Origin of the sequence: Mesorhizobium sp. Root695, from assembly GCF_001428185.1 — a bacterium.
GTDB lineage: Bacteria > Pseudomonadota > Alphaproteobacteria > Rhizobiales > Rhizobiaceae > Mesorhizobium.
Map to the genome: position 1 here is coordinate 569,412 of NZ_LMHO01000001.1, position 23,379 is coordinate 592,790.

Sequence of the window (23,379 nt, forward strand, 5' to 3'; positions counted from 1 at the left end):
GCTCACGACCGCCGACTGCCAGCCGCCAGATCCCTTTCGATCAGGTCCACGGCTTCGCCGATCCTGTCCAGGCCCGTCGGAACTTCCAGCCGGGACACGCCGACATGGTTAGCGATCCATGAACATTGCCGAAGATGCGCCGCCGCGAAATCGTCGGGTAGGGCCGCGCGGCCGAAACGCGTCACATAGGAGAATTTGATGATGGCCGGCAGGGCGGCGATGGCGGGCAAGGGCGTGATATCGGGCCCTTCACCGCGCTCAAGAATATAGATCCTGGTCGCCGGCACCTTGTCGCCGGAAAAGCCGCCGTTCAGGCGATGCTGCATCTTGTCGATCGCCGGATGCACTTGCGGCCGCACGTCCGCTTCCCCGAGCGAGATCGCCGCCGCCGCGTCGGCCGCCAGCTTGATCTGCGGAAATCCCGGAACGATCATCGGCTCACCCGGATCGGCGAGGTCCAGCGCCACCACGTCATCGGTAAGCAGTTGATGTCCGGCCCGGATCATCGCGCTTGCCGTCGTCGACTTGCCGGCACCCTTGTCGCCCATGAAGATGGCACTCGTGCCGGCGATGGCAATGGCGCTGGCATGCAGGACGAGCAGACCCCGCCGGTGCAGCAGCAGCGCCATGACCGGACCCAAGAGCGGAAACGCGATCAGCGTGTCGTCGACGCCCGGCGCCGGTTCGATGTCGATGCGGCGGCCATCGCTGATCAGGAACGCGCCGACGGCATGCCAGGCCAGATATTGCCGGTCCGGCTCGAAGCGGAAGTCGGTCGCGGCCGAGGGCTTTGGCAGGCCGATCGCGCCGACGGCGATCACGACATCCGCCGCGCCCGGCGCCGCCGGCTCCAGTTCGGGCAACGTCACCTCGGACGCGATGGTCAGGCCATAGGCCCGGTAGAAGCGGCGTTCCCGCACGACCCGGCCATGCGGACGGGGATCGTCGCTGTGTGCGGCGAGCGGCTCGTTGCGGGGCATCATGCTGGGCTCCCGCTGTGCTGGAGCTGCCGTAGCCAGAGCGACAGCGAGGCCGAGCGCCAGACATACTGGACATCCAGGGGTGCTGCCTGATCGGGCTGGCGCAGCAGCCGCGCATAGGCAGCACTCACCTGAGGCAGATTGACGTAGGGCGCGATGCGGCTCGCATCCGAGACCAGCAGCTGTTCGAGGAGGTCGCGATGGTTGCGCAGCATGCCGTTGACGAGATTTGCGGTGAAATCGATCTTGTCGCGCCGCCACTGCACCGCCGCAGGCAGAACGTCTTGCATGGCGCGGCGCAGCACATAGCGGCCAAAGCCGTGGCCCAGCTTCTCCTCACCCGGTAGCGCCAGGCAGAACTCGACCAGCGGCTTGTCCCAGAAGGGGTAGCGTGGCTCGACGCCGAAATTGGCCGCGGCCTTGTCGAGAACCTCGAAAGCATGCGGGACATATCCGTTTGACAGGATCCAGCGATGGCTCAAGGCGTCGCTGGCCTGGACGCCGGGCGGCATGTAGCCGGCCCGATGGAACCGGTCGACCAGCTCGGTGCGCCTGGCCAGGTCCGGATTGATCAGGTCGCGCCAGCTTCGGCCGCGCGGCGCTTGCGTCGGCTTGCGGACCTTGTTCAGGGCACGGTTGGCCAGATGTCTCAGCCTGGCGATGCGCCAGGCCGGCCCGTAGAGGGTCAGGAACTGGAAATACAGGCCAAGCGTGCTGTCGCCATAGGTGTTGGAGGCGCTGCGCACCTCGCGCCACAGATCCATCCATCTGCCGGCATTGGCAAGCTCGTGCAGATGGCCGTGGCCTTGGGAAACGACCTCGTCGCCGCCATGGCCGTCCAGCAGCACCTTGATGCCCTTGGCGCCGGCCGTCCGGTAGATGCCGCGGGTGAGCGTCAGGCCCGGTGCCAGGAACGTTCCGTGCTGTTCTTCCAGCACACGTTCGAATTCGGCGAATGGCGCATAGTTGCCCACCGGTATCAGCGTCGGGTCAAACTGCTGCTGGTCGAGGACGGCATCGATGAAGGGCCGCTCATCCATCGACGAGCCCTTCTCGAAAATCAGCGAGAAGGTGGGCAGCTTCGGTCTGCGTGCGGCGGCATTCTGCAGGCCGGCGACACAGGCGATCGACGAGGAATCGAGGCCGCCGCTCAGCATCGCGCCGACCGACGAGGTCCCCCGCATGCGGTTGCGCACCGATTGCGAGAACAGGTGGGCGAATTCCTCCGATGCATCCGACCGCAAGGGCCGCGCCGACGGCTCGATCTGCCAGTAGCGGCGCAGCATCACCTGTTGCGCGGTGACGGTGAGGCTGTGGCGGGCCGGCAGGCTGAATATATCGCTGTAGGGAGTGGACTGCGGGTCATCGGGAAGCCCGGCCAGAAAACCGGAGATCTGGTGCTCGCTGGCGCGCGCCCCGACCCCCTCGACGCCAAGGATCGGCCCGATCTCGGACGCAAAGACAAACCGTCGGTCCGCCGCGTGGTAGTAGAACGGCTTGACGCCGAAATGATCGCGCGCGCAAAACAGCGATTGCCGCTCGCCGTCCCAGATGGCGAAGGCGAAGTCGCCTTGCAGATGCTCCGTGCAGGCTTCGCCCCAGCGCAGATAGGCCCGCATCAGCACGATCGCGTCTGCGACCGACGGGTCGCGGATGCCGAGCCTGGCCAGTAGCTCGTCACGGTTGTCCAGCCGGCAATCGGCGGTGATAGCGAGCTTGCCGCCAGCCATCGTCAGCGGACCGGGGCCGGATTCATCCATGGTGTTGAGCCAGGCGTGGCCAAGGGCGATGTTGGCGTCCAGCCACCACGAACTGCCGTCAGGGCCGCGATGGCGCATGCGCGCCAGCATCTGCTGGATGTCGGCCGTCGCAACCGCCGGTGGGTGTCCCAGTGGATGTCCTTGTCGCAGCAGAATTCCGGCGACGCCGCTCATCGGCTGCCGTGATCGACGAGATGCGCGAAACCGTCGATCGATCCGCCAAGTACGATATGGTTGTCGCTGACCAGCCAGGCATGTGCTTTCAGTTGCTCGCCCGTGCCGCGTTCGATGCCTATGCGTATCCTCGATTCATTGCCCTGGCGGGCGAGAATGTACTGACCCGAAAGCGCCTGGGTCAGGCACGTGGCACAAGGGACGAAACGGGCCGCGGCGGCAACGCCCCAGGCGACACGCCGCAGTTCGCCCATCGAGGCGCATCGATGCGCGTCGAACCGCGTCACCAGGCTGCGAATGCGGTGGTAGGAGAGCAGCGTCAATCCCAGCCGAACCGCCGCGACCACCAGCAGGCAGCGGCCAAGGAAGATCATTTCCGCGCCGCTCAGGGAGAAAACCCTGAACAGACTGCGCCGGCTTCCCCGCCGCTTCGTCTGCCTGGGGCTTGTTTCCATCGCGGATTCCCGCCGCAAAACCATGGCCTTGTGCGGAACCGGCTTAGACAAGTGCCTCATGATGCAGCCTCGCAAGCCCGTTGTCCGCCAGGCCCTTCAGCAATGCGTCGACATCTGCCTGACAGCGCTCCTGGTCGACAGTGTAGCGCGCGAGCACGGCGCCGCGGATGTCGGCGATCGACCTGGGTTCCTGGATCAGCTCCCAGATAAAGGCACCGACGCCGTTCAGGCTGTAGTAGATGTTGGATTTGAGATTCAGCAGCGCCAGGCCATTGCCGAACTCGCAAGCCACGGCATCCTTGGTCGCACTCACCAAATCGTGGTCGGCCAAATCGTGGCCGGATAGCTTCCAGTTCATCCCAAAACCTCGCTTACGATGCGCACGGGCAGTTCCAGGCAATGAAAATGGAGTCGGAGGCTTTGCCCCCGACTCTCTTATTTTTTTGGATCCAGAGTCCCAACGTCGTCACTCCGGAAAACTGCGATAGGTTCAGGAGAACGTCAGGTCGCCGATCGGCGTGTGCGCGGGAAACGATGCGTCGATCGCCGTGTTGCCGCCGCCGCCCTGGGTGATGGTTTCAATCGAACCATGCACCGTCAGACTTGGCGTTTCGTATTCATGCTTTTCAACATTCTGTTCCATTTTACTCTCCGATAAGGACTGGAAGCGGCCTGTCGAGTGCCGTCAGCACGTACATGCTGCAGTGCAATAGCTGCATGGCAGCATGTATGAGTCAAGCCTGATTTACCAAGCGTTAATCAATTACGGGTTGCGGGCGTCACCATATGTGTGAGCCATGCCTAAAACCTGACTTCTTTCGATCTGATTCCTTGGGCACAACGGTCATGGCGACGTCGATTCCTTAAGCATTTGATTTTGCTTGCATAATGTTCTATTAGGCGCCTCTTTTTTAGGCGTTGCTAATGCGGAGAGTCTTATTTGGCAAACCTTGCTGAGGATGGATTGAAGACGCGTTGGTGGGGGATGTTTCAACTGCGTTTTTCACTACCTCTCAGCCGATGTCGATAAACGCGATGGTTGTAGAATTGAGCCCTGCAGAAGGAAAGGCTTTACGGCATCGAGGTTTTTGGTGATGCTTGCTTCGCAGTTGCAGCATAAGCATCGCGCAAACCGCTTTCTTTGGGAGACTGTGCGCTAAGTGGCCTTGCCGGATGGTTCATACGAACGGTTGCGCACCGCCGACTGTGCCGGCGAGGTGGCCTATGTGCAGGCTTGCCTGCGGTTGTATTTCGCCGGGCCGCGCGCCACCGCGGGCGACGTGTCGATGCCTGGCCTTGGCGGTGCCAACGTTTCCGACATTACCAGGCTGAACAAGGTCGCGACCTTTGTCCTCAAGGTTCTGTCGCGCGCACCCGCACAGGAAAGGCCGCCGCAGCTTTTCCAGTGGCTCGAAACCTACCGCAGGAGAACAGTTTCGATGAACGCGTCCTGCATCATGGATTCGATGGCGATCCATGACGTGCTGCGTGCCAGCCTCATCGATTTCGTCTTTCTGAAGGGTCCGTTCCAGCAGCAGTTGCTCTATGACGACCACTTCATGAAGCCCTCGGGCGATGTCGACATCCTGGTTTCGCCGGCCGAGTTTTTCAGGGCGCGTGATGCGCTTCGCACAATCGGCTACGAGGTATCGGGCAAGTCGCGCTCCGTCTGGTGGGTCCGCTTCCTCGGTGAACAGCATATGACCCGCGGCGACGGGCCGAGGCCGTCCACGGTCGATCTTCACTACCGCCTCCAGCAGCCCGGCTCACCGAGCCCGCGTTACGCGGACGGGTTTCTCCGGCGCAAACGGCAGGTCGAAATCGCCGGCGGGGTAGTGCCGTTCACCTCGATCGCAGACACTTTGCTTTTGTCCTGCATCAGTGTCGCCAAGGCGCTTTTCAACCGGGAACCCTGTGCGGGCTACGTCTGCGATATCAGAGCCAGCGCCAGCCGCCTCGACGAGATGGATCAGCAGCGTGTGCTTGATGCCGCAGCCGCGCAGGGCCTGGATGACACGCTGCTGCTTGGCCTGCGCACCGCCGATGTGCTACTTGGCGGCGCCGGCACGCTGCTGTCGCAGCGCGCGACCCGGATCCTGTCGCGCATCGGCAACGAGGATCTGCTCAGCATGGTCATCGCGCCGTGGCTGCCGTCGCTGCGCTGGCCGCAGCGGCGAACGGTGCTGTGGGAACTGTGCGGCCGCGCGCCGATCCGCTATCTGGCCGAAGCCGGCTGGGCGGCGTCCGCCGACATCAGCCGCCGCATCTTTGAACGGCCAGGCAATCGCTGAATGAAGACAGATTGGGCGCTGATGGCAATTCTATCGGGCGTCGAACGAGTATGGGGCGAGGGCAAATCGATATCACCGGTACGAGAGGCAAGACCATGTCGATGACGAAATCCGAGGTCTGTGTGATCATCGCGGCAAAAAACGCGGCAGCGACAATCGCTGTCGCCATCGCGTCCGCGTTGCGCGAACCGGAAGTGGCGGAGGTCGTCGTCGTCGATGACGCTTCCACCGACGACACAGCTGATGTCGCGCGATCCGCCGATGACGGCAGCCGGCGGCTCACGGTGATGCGCCTCGACGTCAATCGCGGCCCCTCCTTTGCCCGCAATGCTGCGATCGCCCGCTCGAAATCGCCGTTCATCAGCATTCTCGATGCCGACGATTTCTTCCTCGAAGGCCGGTTTAGCAGCCTGTTTGCCGGCGCCGATTGGGATTTCGCGGCCGACAACATCATGCTGATCAGGGATGATGCGACAGGCGATGCGACGAAAATCGTCGCGCCTAAATTTGCCGCCGATCCGGAATTCCTCGATTTCGAGCGCTTCGTCGAAGGCAACATCTCCAGGCGGCGCGTGCAGAGGGGCGAACTGGGCTTTTTGAAGCCGGTCATCAGCCGTGCCTTCCTCGACCGCCATGGGTTGCGCTACGACGAGAGCCTGCGGCTGGGCGAGGACTACGAGCTCTACGCCCGCGCAGTCGCCCGCGGGGCGCGGTTCAAGGTCATTCGCTCCTGCGGCTACGGCGCCATCGTCCGCGCCGATTCGCTGAGCGGCCGCCACAAGACTCAGGACCTGAAGCGTCTGGCCGATGCGGACCTGGCGCTGCTGGCGATCGACAGCCTGCCGGAAGGCTCGAAAGCGGTGCTGCGGCGGCACGAGCGGCACGTGCGCGACAAGTATCGGCTGCGCAATTTCCTCGACGTCAAGGCCGAGCGGGGCCTGGCATCGGCCGCGGCTTACGCTTTAGCCAGCCAATCCAACCTCGTTCCCATCGTCCATGGCGTGGCTTCCGACAAGCTCGAGGCGCTGTTTCGCCGTGTCGGTCTCATGTCCAGGCAAAAGCATGTGCCGCCGCTGCGTTTTCTGATGGCCGGAACCAGCGCGGGCAAGGAACGTTGAGAGCGGTGCCGGGCGCCTACGGTTTGTCCGCAGGGGCACATTCATCACGCAAACCATTTCGGCCGGATTTATGAGTTTACGAATTGATGGTTGCCTCGCGGCTCCGACGATGGCAGTCTATGTTGCGGTGCAGCATATTGGACGACCAGCCGAACTGGCCCCCGATCGGATTGGTCTGATGTCTCTCCTTCAAAGGAGCAGGACAACGCAACACGAGTTTTTTGAGCCCGGCTGCGGGGATCGGCCAGAAGCCCGGCCCACAAGGCGGCGATGACAGGAATCGGAGTTCATGGCCTCGATATTCGGTTTCAGATCAAGGGAACCGGCCCGCGACCGGCAGGCCGATGTTTCGCGTCTCGATCGTCTGGCAAAGCTGTTCGAGCAGATCGCGGCCGAGATCGAGGCCGAGAGGGTCGGGCTTGAGAATCGCTACCGGACGACTTCGACCAACGCCGCCTTCCTGGTCGAAGCGATGGAAAACGGCTCGGCCTCGGACCGTCGGTCATCCGAAGTCAGCGCACTGACGACGTCGATCCTGAATTGCGAACGCCGCATCGCGGCGCTGTCGCGCCAGGCCGGCATGATGAAAGAGCTCCGTCATTCGGTGGATATGGTCTTCGACGAGAATGCCGATTCGGCCGCCACGGCCGAATTCTCCAGGCCGGCAGGCACCGGCAGAGGTTGAAAATGAAGGCACGGAACTGTTGCAACAGATTTGATGCGAGGCAGGAAAAGCAATTCGAGAGGGTCACGGAGGAGGTCAAGGTTGGCCCGTTCAGGAGCGGTTCGAACGTCGACTTTGGGTTGGGGACGCACAGCGCAAAGGTGAGTTTGGTATGAATTCGAATCCGAGGACTACGTCCACGACTGCAATCGACACATCGCCGTTCACGCACCGGACCGGGCAAGCCGGCCGGCGGCGACTGGTTCCGCTCGGTGCGTTGCTGCTAGCCGCCCTTGGCAGTTTCTTGGCAACCCCCTCCTATGCCCAGGACATTCCGACATCGCCGTCCTTTGTCGATGATTTCAAAAGCTTCGATCGTGCGCGCTGGTATGCTTCCGACGGCTGGAACAATGGCAGCCATCAGAATTGCACCTGGTCGAAGGGACAGGTCAGCCTGTCGGACGGCGTGCTGTCGCTCGGCTTCGAGAAGCAGAAGCTGAAAGACCGTGAGTTTGTCTGCGGCGAGATCCAGACCAAGCAGCGCTTCGGCTATGGCACCTACGAGGCGCGGCTGAAGACCGACACCGGCTCCGGCCTCAACGCGGCGTTCTTCACGTATATCGGCCCCACCGACAAGCAGCCCTGGGACGAGATCGACTTCGAGATACTGACCAAGGACACCTCCAAGGTGCAAGTCAACGCCTACATCGCAGGCAAGGGCAAGAACGAGAAACTGGTCGACGTGTCGGGGGGCACCGAGAAGGCCTTCAACGACTATGCCTTCGTCTGGGAGAAGGACAGCTTGCGCTGGTATCTGAACGGTCAGCTGGTCAACACGATCACCGATCCGGCGAAATTGCCGACCCATGCGCAGAAGATCTTCTTCAGCTTTTGGGGAAGCGATACGATGAAGGGTTGGATGGGAGCCTTCGCCGATCCGGGCCGCAAGCTCTCGCTGCAGGTCGAGCGCGTTGCTTTTACGGCGCTCGGCGAACCCTGTCAGTTTCCGGAATCGCTGGCATGTAGCGTAAAGTAGTCGGGAAAGTCGATTGGAACTGGCCGGGCCGAAAGCGGTCCGCTGCCTTGCATGGGAATGAAACCGAATGAATTTGACGGTGTTTGGAATTGGCTATGTCGGCCTCGTGCAGGCGGCGGTGCTTGCCGAAGTCGGGCACAATGTGGTGTGCGTCGACATCGACGCCGATAAGGTCGAGCGACTCAACCAGGGCCTGGTTCCCATCTTCGAACCCGGATTGGAAGACCTTGTCAGGGAGAACCATGCCGCCGGCCGCATCAAGTTCACCACCGATGCCGCCGCTGCCGTCAGGCATGGCGAGATCCAGATGATCGCCGTCGGCACGCCGCCCGGTGAGGACGGCTCGGCCGACCTCAAATATGTGCTGGCCGTCGCCGAGACCATCGGCCGCGAGATGGACCAACCCAAGATCGTCGTCGGCAAGTCGACGGTGCCGGTCGGCACCTGCGAAAAGGTGAAGGCCAGGATCGCCGAAACATTGAAGAAAAGAGGTCACGAGGACCTGGCCTTCGACGTCGCTTCCAATCCGGAATTCCTCAAGGAAGGGTCCGCGGTCGCGGACTGCATGAAGCCGGACCGCATCATTGTCGGCACCGACAGCGAGGACACCGAGGCGGTGATGCGCGAGCTCTACGCGCCGTTCAACCGCAACCACGAGAAGATGATTGTGATGGATGTGCGCAGCGCCGAATTCACCAAATACGCAGCCAATTGCATGCTGGCGACCAAGATCAGCTTCATGAACGAGATGGCCAATCTGGCCGAGCAGCTCGGCGCCGACATCGAGGAGGTCCGCAAGGGCATCGGCAGTGATCCGCGCATCGGCTACCATTTCATCTATCCGGGTCTTGGTTATGGCGGCTCGTGCTTCCCGAAGGACGTGCGTGCGCTGATCAAGACCGCCGAGGGCGTCAAGTTCGACGCCAAGTTGCTGCGCGCGGTCGAGGAGCGCAACAACGCACAGAAATCGGTTCTCTTCGACAAGGTCGACCGTTATTTCAAGGGCAATCTCAAAGGCAAGACCTTTGCGCTGTGGGGTCTGGCCTTCAAGCCCAACACCGACGACATGCGCGAGGCGCCGGCGCGTGTGCTGATGGAAGCGCTTTGGCAGGCCGGCGCCAATGTGCAGGCCTATGATCCCGAGGCGATGCAGGAATGCCAGGCCATCTACGGGCTGCGCGACGACCTGCTCCTGTGCGGCACCAAGGAGGCGGCCCTGCGCGGCGCCGATGCGCTGCTGATCGCCACCGAATGGAAGAGCTTTCGCGCGCCCGCCTTCGACGCAATGAAGGACGCGCTGACCACGCCGATCATCTTCGATGGCCGCAATCTTTATGACCCCAAGGTCATCGCCCGCCATGGCATCGAATATCACTCGATCGGCAGAATGGCGGCGTGACGGCAAGGCGGGATAACAGGGCGGCGCAACAAGGAGCCAGGTCCATGAAAGTTCTTTTTGCAGGTGGCAACGGCTATACGCCGCAATTCAGCGGCGGCGTTCAATCGAGCACCCACCATCTGGTCGAACAGCTGCGCGAGAACGGTCACGAGGCTTCCGTTCTGGCAGCACTGTTCGGCGATGGCATCTTCGGCTTCAAGGCGCGCGCCAAGATGAAGCTGCTTCGTCAGCGCGCGGTCATCGACAATTTTCCGGGCTATCCGGTGGTGCGGGCTTGGTTTCCCTGGGAAGCGGCCGGCTTCGCGGTCGAGAGGTTGAGTCCGGATGTCGCGGTCGTGCAATGCCACAAGTCGGTGCCGATCGGCAGAGAGCTGCAGGCGCTCGGCGTGCCGCTGGTTGTCTATCTGAGAAATGTCGAATTCCACGAACTGGCCGGTGACTTGCGCGAACTTCATTCGGCGGTCTACATCGCCAACTCCGATTTCACCGCACGCACTTACAAGGAAAAGTTCGGCATCGACTCAACTGTGATCCCGCCGACCATCAATCCGGCGTTCTACAGCACGCAGACGACCGGTGAATTTGTCACGATGATCAATCCTTATGAGGAAAAAGGCTTCGATCTTGCGGTCCGCATCGCCGCGGCGTGCTCCGAAATCCCGTTCCTGTTCGTCGAAAGCTGGAAGCTTGACGACGATCATCGGGCCCGGATCGAGGAAACGATCGCGCCGTTAAAAAATGTCACACTGGAGAGCCGCACCAACGACATGAAGACTGTCTATGGTCGCACCAGGATCCTGCTTGCCCCCAGCAAGTGGGAAGAGGCCTGGGGCCGGGTGGCGTCGGAAGCGCATTGCAGCGGTATTCCAGTCGTTGGATCGCGGCGCGGTGGCTTGCCGGAAGCGATTGGCAATGGCGGCGTCGTGCTCGACTACGACGCGCCGCTCGCCGATTGGGTCGCGGCGGTCAGGCGGCTGTGGAGCGACAAGGCCGAGTACAAGCGGCTATCGGCGGCGGCATTTCAGTTTTCGGAGCGGTCGCAAATGAACCCGGACCGTCAATTTGCAACGTTCCTCGACGTTCTCGGCAACGCCAGGCGTGGCAGCCTGGAGCGTGCCGCCTAAAAGGCGTCGCTTCGAGACGGATTCCATTGACGCGCTTACGCTGTGTTTGTGGATGTCGCGACCCTTGGGCGGCATGCCTCAGTTGGCTGCACGTGCCGGAAATCTGGCTCCGCCGCACCAAAAATGTTGCAGTGCAACAAGACCTGTACTAACGTCCCCGCGGGTGGGCCAACAGCGGTAGAATTCCATGCTGCATGTCTTGTGCCTTGGGCACAATGTTTTCGGCCCGGCCGTCGCTGGACGCGCACCGGCTCCCGGCGCGGTCGACCTGCAGCCACCTTGCGAGGTTTCCGTGCCCCCTGTCCGCTCCCAAGGCGGGCGGTTCGCAACGGGCTGCTTGATCGGTATTCGCACGAGCATATCCTGCCGATGAAGATTTGCTTCGTAGTCGACAAGTTTCCCTCATTGTCCGAGACTTTCGTTCTCGACCAGATAGCCGGGTGCCTTGAGCGCGGCATGGAAGTCGGCGTCGTCTGCAACGAGATGTCCTTCGGCAAGGACAGCAATATCGACGACTCGCGCTGGCAGGCGTTGCCGGGAAAGGTCGTATGCTGGTGGGGTGGCCTGGGCCGCTATCGCCCACTGCTCAGGAAGTGGTCTGGCAGGTTCTGGGATAAACTCTCCACCGCCATCGACATCGCCTATGCGCGAAAATTGCAGAATGCCGACGTGATCGTCGCTCATTTCGGCAACAACGGCATGCGCGTGGCCCGTGCCATCAAGCGAGGCAGGATTTCCGCTCCCCTTATGACGATATTTCATGGCCGCGATGTCGGCGAGCCGCTGCATGACAATACGCTCGCGCGCTACAAAATTGTGTTCGAAAAGGGCGCTCTTCAACTGCCGGTGAATGCGTTTTTCCGAGATGCCTTGATCGAGGTTGGTGCACCGCCGACGCAGGTTATGGTTCACCATATGGGCGTGCGGCCGAGCGAGATCGATTTTCGGTGGCGTTCATGGGAGCAGGGCACGCTTTCTTTCATCTCGGTCTGCCGCCTGACCGAAAAAAAGGGTATCGAATATGCGCTTCACGCGCTCGCCAGCCTGCCGCGGCGCAACTGGGTCTATTCGGTGATCGGCGGCGGAGAACTTCTCGAGGAGCTGAAGGGGATCGCCGCGAATCTCGGCATCGCCGACAGAGTGACTTTTCTTGGCCCCCGTCCGCACAGCGAAGTGAAACAGCGCCTGCGCGATGCCCATGTCTTCCTGCTGCCTAGCGTCGCCGCACGCGACGGCGATCTGGAGGGCATTCCGGTTTCACTGATGGAGGCAATGGCTGCCGGCCTGGCGGTGGTCAGCACGTATCACTCTGGGATTCCCGAACTGATCGAGGATCACAAGACGGGTTTTCTCGCGCCTGAGCGAGACATTGCGGCGCTGACCAGCAAACTTGCCTGGATTGCCGACAATCCGAAGCCTTGCGAGCAAATCGCCCTCGCCGCGCGCAAGAAGATCGAGGCGGACTTCAACGCGGATGTGCTGAACGAACGTTTCGCACAGATCGCCAAGCAGCTTGGCGAAACGAGGTTCGGTTCATGAATGCCAATCCGCCGCCCCCCCATTTCGGTCGTGTCGCCCTTCGTGGGGGGCTGGTAACGATCGGTGCGCAGGGCTTCAAGATGGCGATCCAGTTTCTTTCCGTCATCGTACTCGCCCGTCTGCTCGTTCCCGAGGATTTCGGCCTGGTGGCTTCCGTCGGGCCGATCGTGGCCTTTGTTGGGTTGCTTCAAAACCTGGGCCTCCAGCAGGCTGTGGTCCAGCGCAAGGACATCAGCGACCAGCAGCTCAACCAGGTGTTCTGGATCAGTGCGCTCGTCGGGTTGGGCAGTGCCGTGGTGGTGGCCGGCCTGGCGCCTGCCATCGCCGCATTCTACGGCGATCAGCGCATGTCCGGCATTACCCTTGGCTCCGCCTTGCCACTGCTGCTTGGCAGTCTTGCCGCGGTGCCGCTGGCGTTGATGAATCGCCACCTGCAATTCGGCCAGCTCGCCCTGAACGACGTGATAAGCGCCGCCGCCGGACTTCTGGCCGCCGCAATCGCGGCCTATGCGGGGCTTGGCTACTGGTCGCTGGTCATCGGCCCGGCGGTTTCGGCGATTGTCGCATTGGCGGCCGCGTGGCGGGTGGCGCGGTGGACGCCGCTGCGGCCGGATTTGAAAGTCGATGCCGACATATTGTCGTTCGGCGCCAATCTGACGGGCTTCAATCTTGCCAACTTCTTCTCGCGCAATCTCGACAACATTCTCATCGGAAAATACTCCGGCGCGGTCGAGCTCGGTTATTACGACCGTGCCTATAAGCTCCTGCTGTTCCCGCTGCAGAACATCAACCAGCCGCTGACACGCGTGATGGTGCCGCTGCTCAGCCGCATCCATGAGGACAAGGCTCGATTTCGCGACATCTATGTGCGGACCAACTGGATGCTTGCCGCCGTTACCATGCCCGGGGTCGCGGCGCTGACGCTGACCTCCGATCAGGTGGTGGGACTTCTCTTCGGCACGGGTTGGGCGCCAGTAGCGCCGATTTTCGCCTGGCTGGGCATCGCCAGCCTGACTCAGTCCGTTTCAAGCACGACCGGATGGATATTCATCTGTCAGGGCAAGACGAAGACCATGTTCCACTGGGGCATCTATTCGTCGCTGACGACCGTCGCCGCCTTCATCGTCGGCTTGCACTGGGGTGCCGTCGGCGTTGCCGCGGCCTATGCCATCAGCGGTTACGTGCTGCGCGTTCCCGTGCTTGCCGTGCTGGTCCATCGCGTCGGTCCCGTCACTGCCGCCGACTTCCTGGTCATGCAGGGGCTTTTCATTGCCTCGTCCCTGCTCGCCTGGCTCGCGTACTTGTGGTTGCCGGCGTCGCTGACCGGCCAGTCAGACCTGCTCGCGGTCTTTCTGGCGGCTGCCCTCAACTACGGGATCGGTCTCGTTCTCATGCTTGCCGTCCCCCAGTCGCGCCGCGCGTTGTTCACCACCCTGTCCAATGCCGCGCGCAACATCCGCTGAGCGACCGTCGATCAACGGCGCCAGCAGGTTTGTGGCTGACATTGCCGAAGCATGTTCCTCAAGCACGGCCTGAAGGCTGGTCTGGCGGTAGAGGTCGAGGTTTCCCGCAAATCTACCGAGCTTTTCCCTCGCTTCCTCAGGCGTCACCGTGTCGATGTCGAGCACCACGTCGGCGACACCGATCCGCTTGGCCACTTCCTTGGTCTTGAACTCATAGGCGATTGGCAGCACCGGCGTGCCGACACAAAGCGACATGATCATCATGTGCATGCGCGTGGCGACCACGAAGTCGAAGCCTTTCACCAATGCCATCAACTGGTCCGGCGTGTGAAACGCAGCGTCCACCGTCACATGCTTGGCGATCTCCGGATCGAGCTCGGCCACGATTGCCCGTGCGGTTTTGGAATCGTCGTGGGCATATTCCGGTACACCCTGGCAAGTGGAGACGAAGGTCACCTCCTTGTCATGGTCCCTGACAAGGATCGTCGCGATCTCGCGGATCGAATCGAGATAGCGGCGCATGCCGCCTTCACCGTCGCTGACGTAGTTCCAGTGACGTACGGAAATGGCGACGCGGCCAGTCGGCGCCGGCGGCTGGCTGGAAGCGAGTGACTTGCCGATCCTATCGGTATCGGCCAGGGCGAATACGGCATCGGCCACCACGTGGCACTTGCCGAGATCCTTCACCAGATCCTGGATATGGGTCCGCGACCGTTCATCGCGCAGCAGGATGAGCGGGCTGCGGTCAAAGATCGGGCCAAGCTCCTGGCGGTTGTAACTTTTGTTGAACGGGCCGAGGGATTGCGTGAAGAAGACCGGATCCTTGCCAAATATGGCATCAAGCCGGAACTGATTGAGGCGTCGTTCGAGATTGTAGTTCTCGACGAGATAGGTTCCGCCGGTCGTGACCACGAGATCGGCGCCAGTGTAGATATCGAGGCTGCGACGATCGCTGCGGCTGAAAAACGTGCCAAGCGCGCTGCTGCCAAACCAACGCAGACCCTGAAGGATAATCTTGTTGTAGACGGGCTTGAGCAGGTTCTTCAGCCCGCGCCCGTGCTGGTACTTGAATATGGACTCCGATAGCAGCTTGTGAAATTCGAGGTCCGGATAGTCTTTCTTCGAATAGAGCCTCGCCGCGACGTCGGGCTGGCTATCGAAGATGAAGAACCGCGGGTCGCTCCCGGCGACTGCTTTGAGGATGTGCCGGATCGCCAGGAGAATCGCGGCATCCCCGGTGTTCAGGCAGACGGTGTTTTCGACCACGATCTTCATGGAATTACCTCATTTCGTCAGCAGATTCCGCGGCCAGGCCAGCGGTGCAGACGGGCATGGTGACCGAAAATGCTGCACGCCAGGACGATCCCGATGCGCTCCGCGTCACGATTTAGGGCGCCGCACCATGCTGGTGACCAACGCACGGTCCAAGTGGACCCAAGCAGGCCCGAGATTAACGCATCAATTTTGCAGTGCAACAGAAAACGTCGATCGATGCAGCAAAAATGTTGCGATGCAGCAAGAGCTGTACTAGCATTCCTTTGGGTGGGCCAACAGCGGTCGAGTTTTCATGCTGCATGTCTTGTACCTTGTGCACGACGTTTCCGACCCGGCCGTGCGCCGGCGGATCACGATGCTCAGGGCAGGTGGGGCCCAGGTCACCTTGGCCGGCTTCCGTCGCACCACGAATCCGATCGCGGATGTCGAGGGATTGCGGCCGATCGACCTCGGCGCGACGCGTGACGGGCGATTCGGCCAACGCCTCGCGGCGGTCGCCAAGGCTGCCCTATCGATAGGCTCGAAGCTTGGCGGCGTGCCAAGGCCCGATCTCATCATCGCGCGCAACCTGGAAATGCTGGCGCTGGCCCGCCGCGCCAGATCGGCCTTCAGTGCGTCGGTCCCGATCGTTTACGAGTGCCTCGACATTCACCGTCTCGTGCTTCGCAACGATGGCCTGGGCAAGGCGCTGCGCGCCACAGAACGCTTTCTGGCCAGGGACGTGAAGCTGCTGGTGACCAGTTCGCCTGCCTTCATCGCCAATTATTTCGAGCCCTTCGGCCAGGTCGCTGCACCCATCGAGCTGGTCGAGAACAAGTATTTCGAGGCCGCGGCGATTTTGCCCGGCGCCCCCGAGGCCGAAGGGAGTCCGGTCGGCCCGCCATGGCGGATCGGCTGGTTCGGCGCGCTGCGCTGCCGCCGTTCGCTCGAACTGCTGGCTGATTTCTCCCGCCGCATGGATGGGCGCTTCGAGATCGTGCTGCGCGGCCGTCCAGCTTTGTCCGAATTCCCGGATTTCAATGGCTTTGTCGAAGCTGAACCATGGCTGTCGTTTCGCGGGCCCTACCGCAACCCGGAGGACATGGCTGCGATCTATAACGACGTCCATTTTTCCTGGGCGATCGATTTCTTCGAAGCGGGGCAGAACTCAGAATGGCTTCTGCCCAACCGGCTCTATGAAGGCTGCCGTTTCGGCGCGGTGCCGATCTCGATGGGCAACACCGAGACCGGGCGGTTCCTCAAACAGCAGGATATCGGCGTGCTCCTGCCCGATGCGTCACCCGAGGCGCTCGAAGCCGCGCTCGGCAAGATGGAGGAGCATCGCTTCGCCAGGCTGAAGGGGCGTGTTCTGGCCCGCAACCCGAGGACCTGGAGCTACGACCGCGGCGATTGCCGGGCGCTTGTCGAGCGGCTGCGCAGCCTGACCGCCGTGCCCGGCTCCTTTGCCGCCGAGGCATTGGCATAGGATGGCCAGAGATGGACAGAGGCAAGATGGACAGAGGCGGATGACGCAGACTAAAAAACCCTCGTCCAGCCTGATCGTTATCCCGTGCCTGAACGAAGCCGCCCATATCGGCGTGCTGCTCGATCAATTGCGACCTGCCGCGGCAAGGCTTGGCGCCAGGATCATTGTCGCCGATGGCGGCAGCACCGACGGCACGTTGGCCATCGTCGAGAACGTCATTGCGAAGGACCAGCGCGTTATCCTGCTCCACAACAAGCGGCGCATACAAAGCGCGGCGATCAATCTCGCCGTCGGCACGTTTGGCGAGGGTGCCGACTATCTCATCCGGATCGACGCGCATGGCGGCTATCCCGACGATTATTGCGACCGGCTGGTCGAGGAAGCATTGGCCACCGGGGCAGATTCGGTTGTCGTTTCGATGCTTACCAGCGGCAGCGGCACCGTGCAGAAGGCGGCGGCCGCGGCACAGAATTCCAAGCTCGGCACCGGCGGCTCGAAGCATCGGCACCTTTCCGGGGGAGAGTGGATCGACCACGGCCATCATGCACTGATGCGGATATCGGCCTTCGGCGCTGTCGGCGGCTATGACGAGACGTTCAGCCACAACGAGGACGCCGAACTCGATTATCGCCTCCGCAAGGCCGGCTACAAGATCTGGATGAGCGGCAAGACGCAGATGGTCTACTATCCGCGCACCTCGCTCAGCGGCCTCTATTTCCAGTATCTCGGCTACGGCCGCGGCCGCGCCAAGAACGTGCTGAAGCACCGCGTTATCCCGAAGGTCCGGCAGATGGTGCCGTTGCTGGTGTTTCCGGTCGTGCTGTTGGCGGCCTTTTCGTTCGTGCATTGGCTGGCGGCGGTGCCATTGTTGCTGTGGGCATCGGTGTGCCTGGGCTACGGACTGGTGACGGCGCTCCGCCAGCGCAAGGCCGACGTCGCGCTGGCCGGCGTCTCGGCTATGGTCATGCATCTTGGCTGGTCGGTCGGCTTCTGGCTGCAGCTTCTCGGCCTCGGGTCGCGGCGCGGGGTAGCGTGATGACGGCGCAGGCCAAGAACCGCAGCATCGACATCGGCGTCTGCACGTTCCGCCGGTCGGAACTGGCCGACACGCTGCGCTCGCTCGACGCCATGGAGATGCCGGCGGGATTCGATATCCGCATCATCGTCGCCGACAATGACGACACCCCGACCGCAAGCGACCTAGTGACGGCGCTATCGCAGGAATTGACGGTGCCGATCCACTATCAGCATGCCCCGGCGCGCAACATCTCGATCGCCCGCAACGCCTGCCTCGACGCCAGCATGGCCGATTTCGTCGCCTTCATCGACGACGACGAGACTGCCACACCCGCATGGCTCGCCGGGCTGGTCGCGACGGCTGAAGCCAGCGGTGCCGCCGCCGTGCTCGGTCCGGTCAGGGCGCGCTATCGCCCGGATGCACCGGACTGGATGCGGCGCGGCGATTTCCACTCGACCTTACCCGTCTGGGTGCGCGGTGAGATCCGGACCGGCTACACCTGCAACGTTCTGCTGCGGATGGGATCGGACAGCCTGCGCGGCCGCCGCTTCAGCCTGGCGCGCGGCCAGACCGGCGGCGAGGACACCGAGTTCTTCGACCAGATGTACAAGGCCGGCGGCCGCATCGCCTTCTCGCCCGAGGCCTGGGTCGACGAGGTGGTGCCGCGCTCAAGGGCGGCATTCGACTGGCTCGGTCGCCGCCGCTTCCGTGTCGGGCAGACGCATGGCCATCTTCTGGGCAGCACCGCCAGCGGCATCGGTCTGGTCAAGCAGGTCGGCCTGGCGTCGGCAAAGGCCATCTATTGCTTCGCCTCGGCACTTCCGGTCGTCGTCAGTCCGGTTCGCAGGAACCGCAGCGTGCTGCGCGGCATCATGCATGTCGGCGTCGTCAGCGGCCTCGTCGGCATCCGCGAAATCCGCCTTTACGGCCAGCCTTCGCCACAGGAAGGAGGCAAGCGTGCAGCCTGACGTCTCCTTTGTCCCCGATGTTTCCTTTGTGATTGCCGCCTACAACGCCGAGGCGACCCTCGATCGGGCGATCGCCAGCGCCATCGCCCAGAAAAATGTCAGCGTCGAAATCATCGTCGTCGATGATAAGTCGCGCGATGCGACCCTGGACGTGGCGCGGGCCCATCCGCAGGATGTCGTCCGCGTCGTCGCCCTGGCCAGCAATCGCGGCCCTGGCGGCGCCAGGAATGCCGGCCTCGACGCCGCCCGTGGCAGATGGATCGCGGTTCTCGATTCCGACGACGCGGTCTTCCCCGACCGCATCGCCAAGATGATCGCGCGCGCCGAAACGGCCGGTGCCCAGATAGCCATCGACAATCTGCAGGTCATTCGCGAGGACGGTGTCGTCGAGGACACGATGTTCCCGCGGCACTATCTGGAAGGCTTGCGCGAGATTTCCCTGGCCACCTACATCGCTGGCAACGTCGTCTTCGAATCGAAGTTCAATCTCGGCTATCTCAAGCCGATCTTCCGGCGCGAGTTCCTGAACGAGAACCGGCTTCGCTATGACGAGAAGCTGAGGATCGGCGAAGACTACATCCTGTTTGCCTGCGCCCTGGCCAAGGGCGGCAAATGCGTCGTCGAGCCTGATATCGGCTATGCCTATCATATCCGCAGCGGCTCCATCTCGCGCGTGCTCGAGCTTCACCACGTCGAAGCGATGCGCAAGGCGGATGCCGTGTTCGCCCAAACCCATCAGATGGATGAGGCCGCGCAAGCGGCGTTTGCCCGGCGCAGCCGCAGCCTGCGCAAGGCCGCCTCGTTCCTGTCGATGGTTCAGCACATCAAGGCGCGGTCCCCGCTCAAGGCGATCCGGACGGCGCTCAGCGACCCGGCAGCGGTCAGGCATATGGGCATGCCGATCGCGGTGCGGTTGCGAAGAATGGCGGCACAGTTTGCCGTTGGGGTGGGGAGGTGAAGATGCAGGCACATGGAGGGATTTTTCGTGGCCTGTGAATGGACTGAAGTCGATCTCCTCAGAAGGAATTTGCGATGAAGAAAATCAGGAAGGCCGTGATACCGGTGGCGGGGCTTGGAACACGGTTCCTGCCGGCGACCAAGTCGATGCCGAAGGAAATGCTTCCCGTGGTCGACAGGCCTGTCGTGCAATATGCGGTGGACGAGGCCTTCGAGGCGGGCATCGAGCACATCGTGTTCGTGACCGGTCGCAACAAAGCGGTGATCGAGGACTATTTCGACCTGCATCCGGAATTGATCGGAACGCTGGAGCAGACCGGCAAGAAGACCCAGTTGGAGGCGCTCGAAAGCATGCTGCCTGTGGCCGGCGCCACCAGCTTCATCCGCCAGCAGTCGCCGCAGGGCCTCGGGCACGCCGTCTGGTGCGCGCGCGAGGTTATCGGCAACGAGCCCTTCGCCTTGCTGCTGCCGGACATGGTGTCCTTCGGCGGGCGAGGATGCCTCGCAGAAACCGTCGACCTTTACGAGCGCACCGGCGGCAATGTGATCGCCGTCGAGCGTTGTGAACCAAGCGAGACCAACAAATACGGTATCGTCGGCCGTGGCGCCGAGATCGGCGGCGGTTTCGAGGTGACGGGCATGGTCGAAAAGCCGGCGCCGGCCAACGCGCCGTCGAACTTCTACATCAACGGCCGCTACATCCTGCAGCCCGAAATCTTCGCGCTTCTGGGCAATCAGCAGCGCGGCGCCGGCAACGAGATCCAGCTGACGGACGCCATGGTCCGTCTGTCGAAGGATCAGCCGTTCTTCGCCCAGCCTTTCAAGGGTCGTATGTTCGACTGCGGTTCCAAGGAAGGTTTCATCCAGGCCAACATCGCCTTCGCTTTGTCGCGCGACGACATGAAGGGGCCGGTCTTCGAGATGCTTCAGGAGTTCGTCCGGTCGCATGAACGCCAGGAAGAAGCCGCATAATGCCCATCTTTCGGGAGTATTGTCGGGTGGTTGGCGAAGAGGGGCCGCCAAGCCCTCGCCGTCTCGCACGGCGCTTGCGTTGCTCCTGGCGATGCTCCCGATCTTCGAGGCGCCTGCAAGCCAAAGCATGATCCCGGAAAGTGGGTCCCGGTTTCCGGAAAAGATCATGTTCAAACAGTGAGATAGAGCCCATTGCGATCAATCGGAATGGGACCGGCTCTAGAATTGGACCGAAGATGAATTATGCCAACTTTCCTCTCGACAAGAGGATGCCATTGCCGAATTCGGACGCAGGAGACGGTGAAGACTTCATCGATATCGAGCGGCTGCTTGGCATGGCCGCACGGCAGGCCAAGGTGGTTGCCGTGTGTGCTGTCATCGGTGTTTTTCTGGGTCTGCTCTATCTGCAGACAACGCCGCCCAAATATCAGTCGGTCGCGAGCGTGCTGATCGACGAAGGCTTGAACAAGATCGTCGATGATATTTCGGCGGCGTCGACAACCATGCAGACCGATTCCGCCATCCTGAGTCAGATCGAGATCCTGACCTCGACGCGGCTTGCCGCCGTGGTCGTCGACAAACTGAAGCTCGACCAGAACGATGCGTTCATGAATCCGCCCGTATCGGCTCTGGCGAAGGGCGTCGGTCTGGTCCGCAGCGTGATCCAGTATGTCCGCCCCAGCCCTTCCATGTCCGGTGGTGCTGACTTCAGCAAGCTCGACCCGGCAGCCCGCGACGCGCTGATCGCCACGTCGCGTCGCGACTATGCGATCCTCAAGCTGCAAAACGAGATCCAGGCGGCGCGCACCGGGCGAAGCTTCGTCATCAACCTCGGTTATCAGGCGACGGATCCGGCCCTGGCCCATGCGATCACCAAAGCCTATGCCGATGCCTATCTCGCCGATCAGCTCGATGCCAGCTTTGACGCCACCGAGCGGGCGGCGGTCTGGCTGCAGGGCCGGTTGACGGAATTGCGCCAGAGCTCGCAGGCGGCATCGCTCGCGGTCGAGAAATTCAGGGCCGAACATGGGTTGGCCGCCAACAGCGATGGCCAGCTGATGAGCGACAAGCAGCTCTCCGATCTCAACGCCCAGCTCATCGTGGCGCAGGCCGATACCGCGCGTGCCAGCGCCCGCTACCAGCAGTACAAGACGATTGTCGACAGCGGCTCCGACAACGCCTTCAAGGATGCCGCCATATCGAGCGACCAGCCGAGCAGCTCGGTCATCGCGGCGCTCAAGACCCGCTATCTAACGGTGGCCAAGCGGCTGCAGGACGTCGAGGCGAATTTCGGCCCCGAGCATCCGCAGGCGGTGGCGCTTGCCAAGGAGAAGGCCGACATATCGACGCAGATTTTCGGCGAACTGAAGCAGCTGACCGAAAGCTATCGCAACGAATATGAGGTGGCGCTGGCGCGCGAGACCGCGCTCAGGGCCAATGTCGCGGCAGCACAGGGCAAGAGTTCCGTCGACAACCAGACGCAAGTCAAGCTGCGTGAACTCGATCAGCAGGCGACGGCGCTCACCACGCTCTATCAGACATTCCTCGGCCGCTATGAGGAAGCCGCGCAGCAGCAGTCCTTCCCGGTTGGCAAGATTCGCATCATCTCGGACGCTTCGATGCCGATGGCCTCGTCAAGCCCACGCACAATCGTCGTGCTCGGACTTTCACTGGTTCTTGGCATGCTGATGGGCGCCGGCTTCGGCGGCCTGAACGAGTTCAACGAACGCTTCTTCAGGACCGCCGAAGATGTACGCGACCGCGTCGGCCTGAAATTCCTCGGCTATCTGCCGTCGATCGGCGGCAAGCTCGGCAAGGAAGAAAAGCCGGGCGAGACCCAGGTGGATGCCAAGACCGCCAAATCGCTGTCGGCCGCGGAAAAACGAGCGCGCATGCGGGTCAGCATCGATTCGCCTGCCTCGATGTTCTCCGAAACGCTGCGCAGCGCCAAGATAGCCTTCGACGTCGTCATGGAAGGGCAAGGCAGCCGCGTCATCGGCATCATCTCGGTGCTTCCCGGCGAGGGCAAGTCGACGGTCGCGGCCAATCTCGCCGGCTTGCTTGCCGCCAACGGCGCCAAGACGCTGCTGATCGACGGTGACTTGCGCAATCCCGGCCTCAGCCGAGGGCTTGGCATGGAAGCCGAGCAAGGCTTGATGGAAGCGGTGGTCAACGGCCAGACCTGGCAGTCCGTCGGCAAGATCGACAGGCAGACGAAGCTGGCGATCATCCCGGCGGTGCTGCGCGGGCACTTCTCGCATACCAGCGAACTTCTCTCCTCGGCCGGCATGCGGCGCTTCATCGAGAACGCCAAGGACACGTTCGAATACATCGTCGTCGATCTGCCGCCGCTCGGACCGGTGGTCGACGCCAAGGCCTTCGCGCCGCTGGTCGACGGTTTTGTGCTCGTCACCGAATGGGGCCGCACGCCGCGCGCGATGGTCAGGTCGATGCTGGAATCCGAACCCTATGTCGCCAACAAGATCGTTGGCGCGGTGCTGAACAAGGTCGACCTGAAAAAGCTGGCCAAATACGGATCATTTGGCGGCTCGGAAAAGTTCTTCGACAAATACTCGAGCTACTATCTGGAAAAGTCGGAAGTGCGTGGCAAGGCGCCGGTCTGATATCGGCCGTTGCCCAAGCAGGCCCTTTTCTCCACGCATTGCGAGGGATGAGGGTCGGCGCGCTTTAAGTCTTTGTTTTCAGACATGTCGTTGCGCC

The 23,379-nt window shown here is 62.2% G+C and carries 19 protein-coding genes and 1 pseudogene; 14 read left to right on the forward strand and 6 right to left on the reverse strand.

Features of this window, described 5'->3' with window-relative positions; all coding sequences use genetic code 11:
* Positions 1-2: 2 nt before the first annotated feature.
* The 5 genes from ASD99_RS02755 to ASD99_RS31725 form a co-directional block, all read right to left on the reverse strand.
* Entirely contained in the window at positions 3-983 is a 981-nt protein-coding gene (locus tag ASD99_RS02755; RefSeq protein ID WP_057142615.1) for a serine kinase, read from the reverse strand.
* Positions 980-2,914, reverse strand: a complete 1,935-nt coding sequence (locus tag ASD99_RS02760) for a lasso peptide isopeptide bond-forming cyclase (protein ID WP_057142616.1) — start codon at positions 2,912-2,914, stop codon at positions 980-982. The genes ASD99_RS02755 and ASD99_RS02760 overlap by 4 nt, the downstream gene beginning before the upstream one ends.
* Complete coding sequence (locus ASD99_RS02765) at positions 2,911-3,369, reverse strand: lasso peptide biosynthesis B2 protein (RefSeq protein WP_244482907.1); 459 nt, start codon at positions 3,367-3,369, stop codon at positions 2,911-2,913. The genes ASD99_RS02760 and ASD99_RS02765 overlap by 4 nt, the downstream gene beginning before the upstream one ends.
* 43 nt (positions 3,370-3,412) lie before the next feature.
* Positions 3,413-3,727, reverse strand: a complete 315-nt coding sequence (locus ASD99_RS02770; RefSeq protein WP_056589910.1) for a PqqD family protein — start codon at positions 3,725-3,727, stop codon at positions 3,413-3,415.
* 132 nt (positions 3,728-3,859) lie between these two features.
* Positions 3,860-4,012 (reverse strand): lasso peptide, encoded by a 153-nt coding sequence (locus ASD99_RS31725; RefSeq protein ID WP_013891488.1) that lies wholly within the window; start codon positions 4,010-4,012, stop codon positions 3,860-3,862.
* A gap of 517 nt (positions 4,013-4,529) precedes the next feature.
* Here ASD99_RS31725 and ASD99_RS02775 point away from each other — a divergent pair.
* The 8 genes from ASD99_RS02775 to ASD99_RS02810 all read left to right on the forward strand — a co-directional run bounded on the left by ASD99_RS02775 (position 4,530) and on the right by ASD99_RS02810 (position 14,003).
* Entirely contained in the window at positions 4,530-5,660 is a 1,131-nt protein-coding gene (locus ASD99_RS02775) for a nucleotidyltransferase family protein (RefSeq protein WP_057142617.1), read from the forward strand.
* Positions 5,661-5,755: 95 nt separating this feature from the next.
* Positions 5,756-6,778, forward strand: a complete 1,023-nt coding sequence (locus tag ASD99_RS02780; RefSeq protein ID WP_082583127.1) for a glycosyltransferase — start codon at positions 5,756-5,758, stop codon at positions 6,776-6,778.
* 289 nt (positions 6,779-7,067) lie between these two features.
* Complete coding sequence (locus ASD99_RS02785; protein WP_057142618.1) at positions 7,068-7,463, forward strand: hypothetical protein; 396 nt, start codon at positions 7,068-7,070, stop codon at positions 7,461-7,463.
* A 151-nt stretch (positions 7,464-7,614) separates the two neighbouring features.
* Positions 7,615-8,478, forward strand: a complete 864-nt coding sequence (locus tag ASD99_RS02790) for a family 16 glycosylhydrolase (protein ID WP_057142619.1) — start codon at positions 7,615-7,617, stop codon at positions 8,476-8,478.
* 67 nt (positions 8,479-8,545) lie between these two features.
* Positions 8,546-9,877, forward strand: coding sequence for a UDP-glucose dehydrogenase family protein (locus ASD99_RS02795; RefSeq protein ID WP_056589922.1), 1,332 nt, complete (start codon positions 8,546-8,548; stop codon positions 9,875-9,877).
* A gap of 44 nt (positions 9,878-9,921) precedes the next feature.
* Positions 9,922-11,001: a glycosyltransferase gene (locus ASD99_RS02800; RefSeq protein ID WP_056589925.1), complete on the forward strand. Its 1,080-nt coding sequence runs from the start codon at positions 9,922-9,924 to the stop codon at positions 10,999-11,001.
* Between the two features lie 369 nt (positions 11,002-11,370).
* Positions 11,371-12,540 (forward strand): glycosyltransferase, encoded by a 1,170-nt coding sequence (locus ASD99_RS02805; RefSeq protein ID WP_057142620.1) that lies wholly within the window; start codon positions 11,371-11,373, stop codon positions 12,538-12,540.
* Entirely contained in the window at positions 12,537-14,003 is a 1,467-nt protein-coding gene (locus ASD99_RS02810) for a lipopolysaccharide biosynthesis protein (RefSeq protein ID WP_057142621.1), read from the forward strand. Before ASD99_RS02805 ends, ASD99_RS02810 begins: the two co-directional genes overlap by 4 nt.
* A gap of 225 nt (positions 14,004-14,228) precedes the next feature.
* Here ASD99_RS02810 and ASD99_RS02815 read toward each other — a convergent pair.
* Positions 14,229-15,278: pseudogene (locus ASD99_RS02815) on the reverse strand (polysaccharide pyruvyl transferase family protein); the annotation flags it as partial.
* 292 nt (positions 15,279-15,570) lie between these two features.
* Here ASD99_RS02815 and ASD99_RS02820 point away from each other — a divergent pair.
* The 6 genes from ASD99_RS02820 to ASD99_RS02845 all read left to right on the forward strand — a co-directional run bounded on the left by ASD99_RS02820 (position 15,571) and on the right by ASD99_RS02845 (position 23,282).
* Entirely contained in the window at positions 15,571-16,743 is a 1,173-nt protein-coding gene (locus ASD99_RS02820; protein ID WP_057142622.1) for a glycosyltransferase, read from the forward strand.
* A 40-nt stretch (positions 16,744-16,783) separates the two neighbouring features.
* Positions 16,784-17,779, forward strand: coding sequence for a glycosyltransferase family 2 protein (locus ASD99_RS02825; protein WP_056589936.1), 996 nt, complete (start codon positions 16,784-16,786; stop codon positions 17,777-17,779).
* On the forward strand, positions 17,779-18,729 hold the full coding sequence (locus ASD99_RS02830; protein WP_057142623.1) for a glycosyltransferase: 951 nt from the start codon (positions 17,779-17,781) through the stop codon (positions 18,727-18,729). Before ASD99_RS02825 ends, ASD99_RS02830 begins: the two co-directional genes overlap by 1 nt.
* Positions 18,719-19,687: a glycosyltransferase family 2 protein gene (locus tag ASD99_RS02835; protein ID WP_056589941.1), complete on the forward strand. Its 969-nt coding sequence runs from the start codon at positions 18,719-18,721 to the stop codon at positions 19,685-19,687. The genes ASD99_RS02830 and ASD99_RS02835 overlap by 11 nt, the downstream gene beginning before the upstream one ends.
* 74 nt (positions 19,688-19,761) lie before the next feature.
* Positions 19,762-20,658, forward strand: a complete 897-nt coding sequence (locus tag ASD99_RS02840) for a UTP--glucose-1-phosphate uridylyltransferase (protein ID WP_056589945.1) — start codon at positions 19,762-19,764, stop codon at positions 20,656-20,658.
* 236 nt (positions 20,659-20,894) lie between these two features.
* Positions 20,895-23,282: a polysaccharide biosynthesis tyrosine autokinase gene (locus ASD99_RS02845; RefSeq protein WP_057142624.1), complete on the forward strand. Its 2,388-nt coding sequence runs from the start codon at positions 20,895-20,897 to the stop codon at positions 23,280-23,282.
* Positions 23,283-23,379 lie beyond the last annotated feature (97 nt).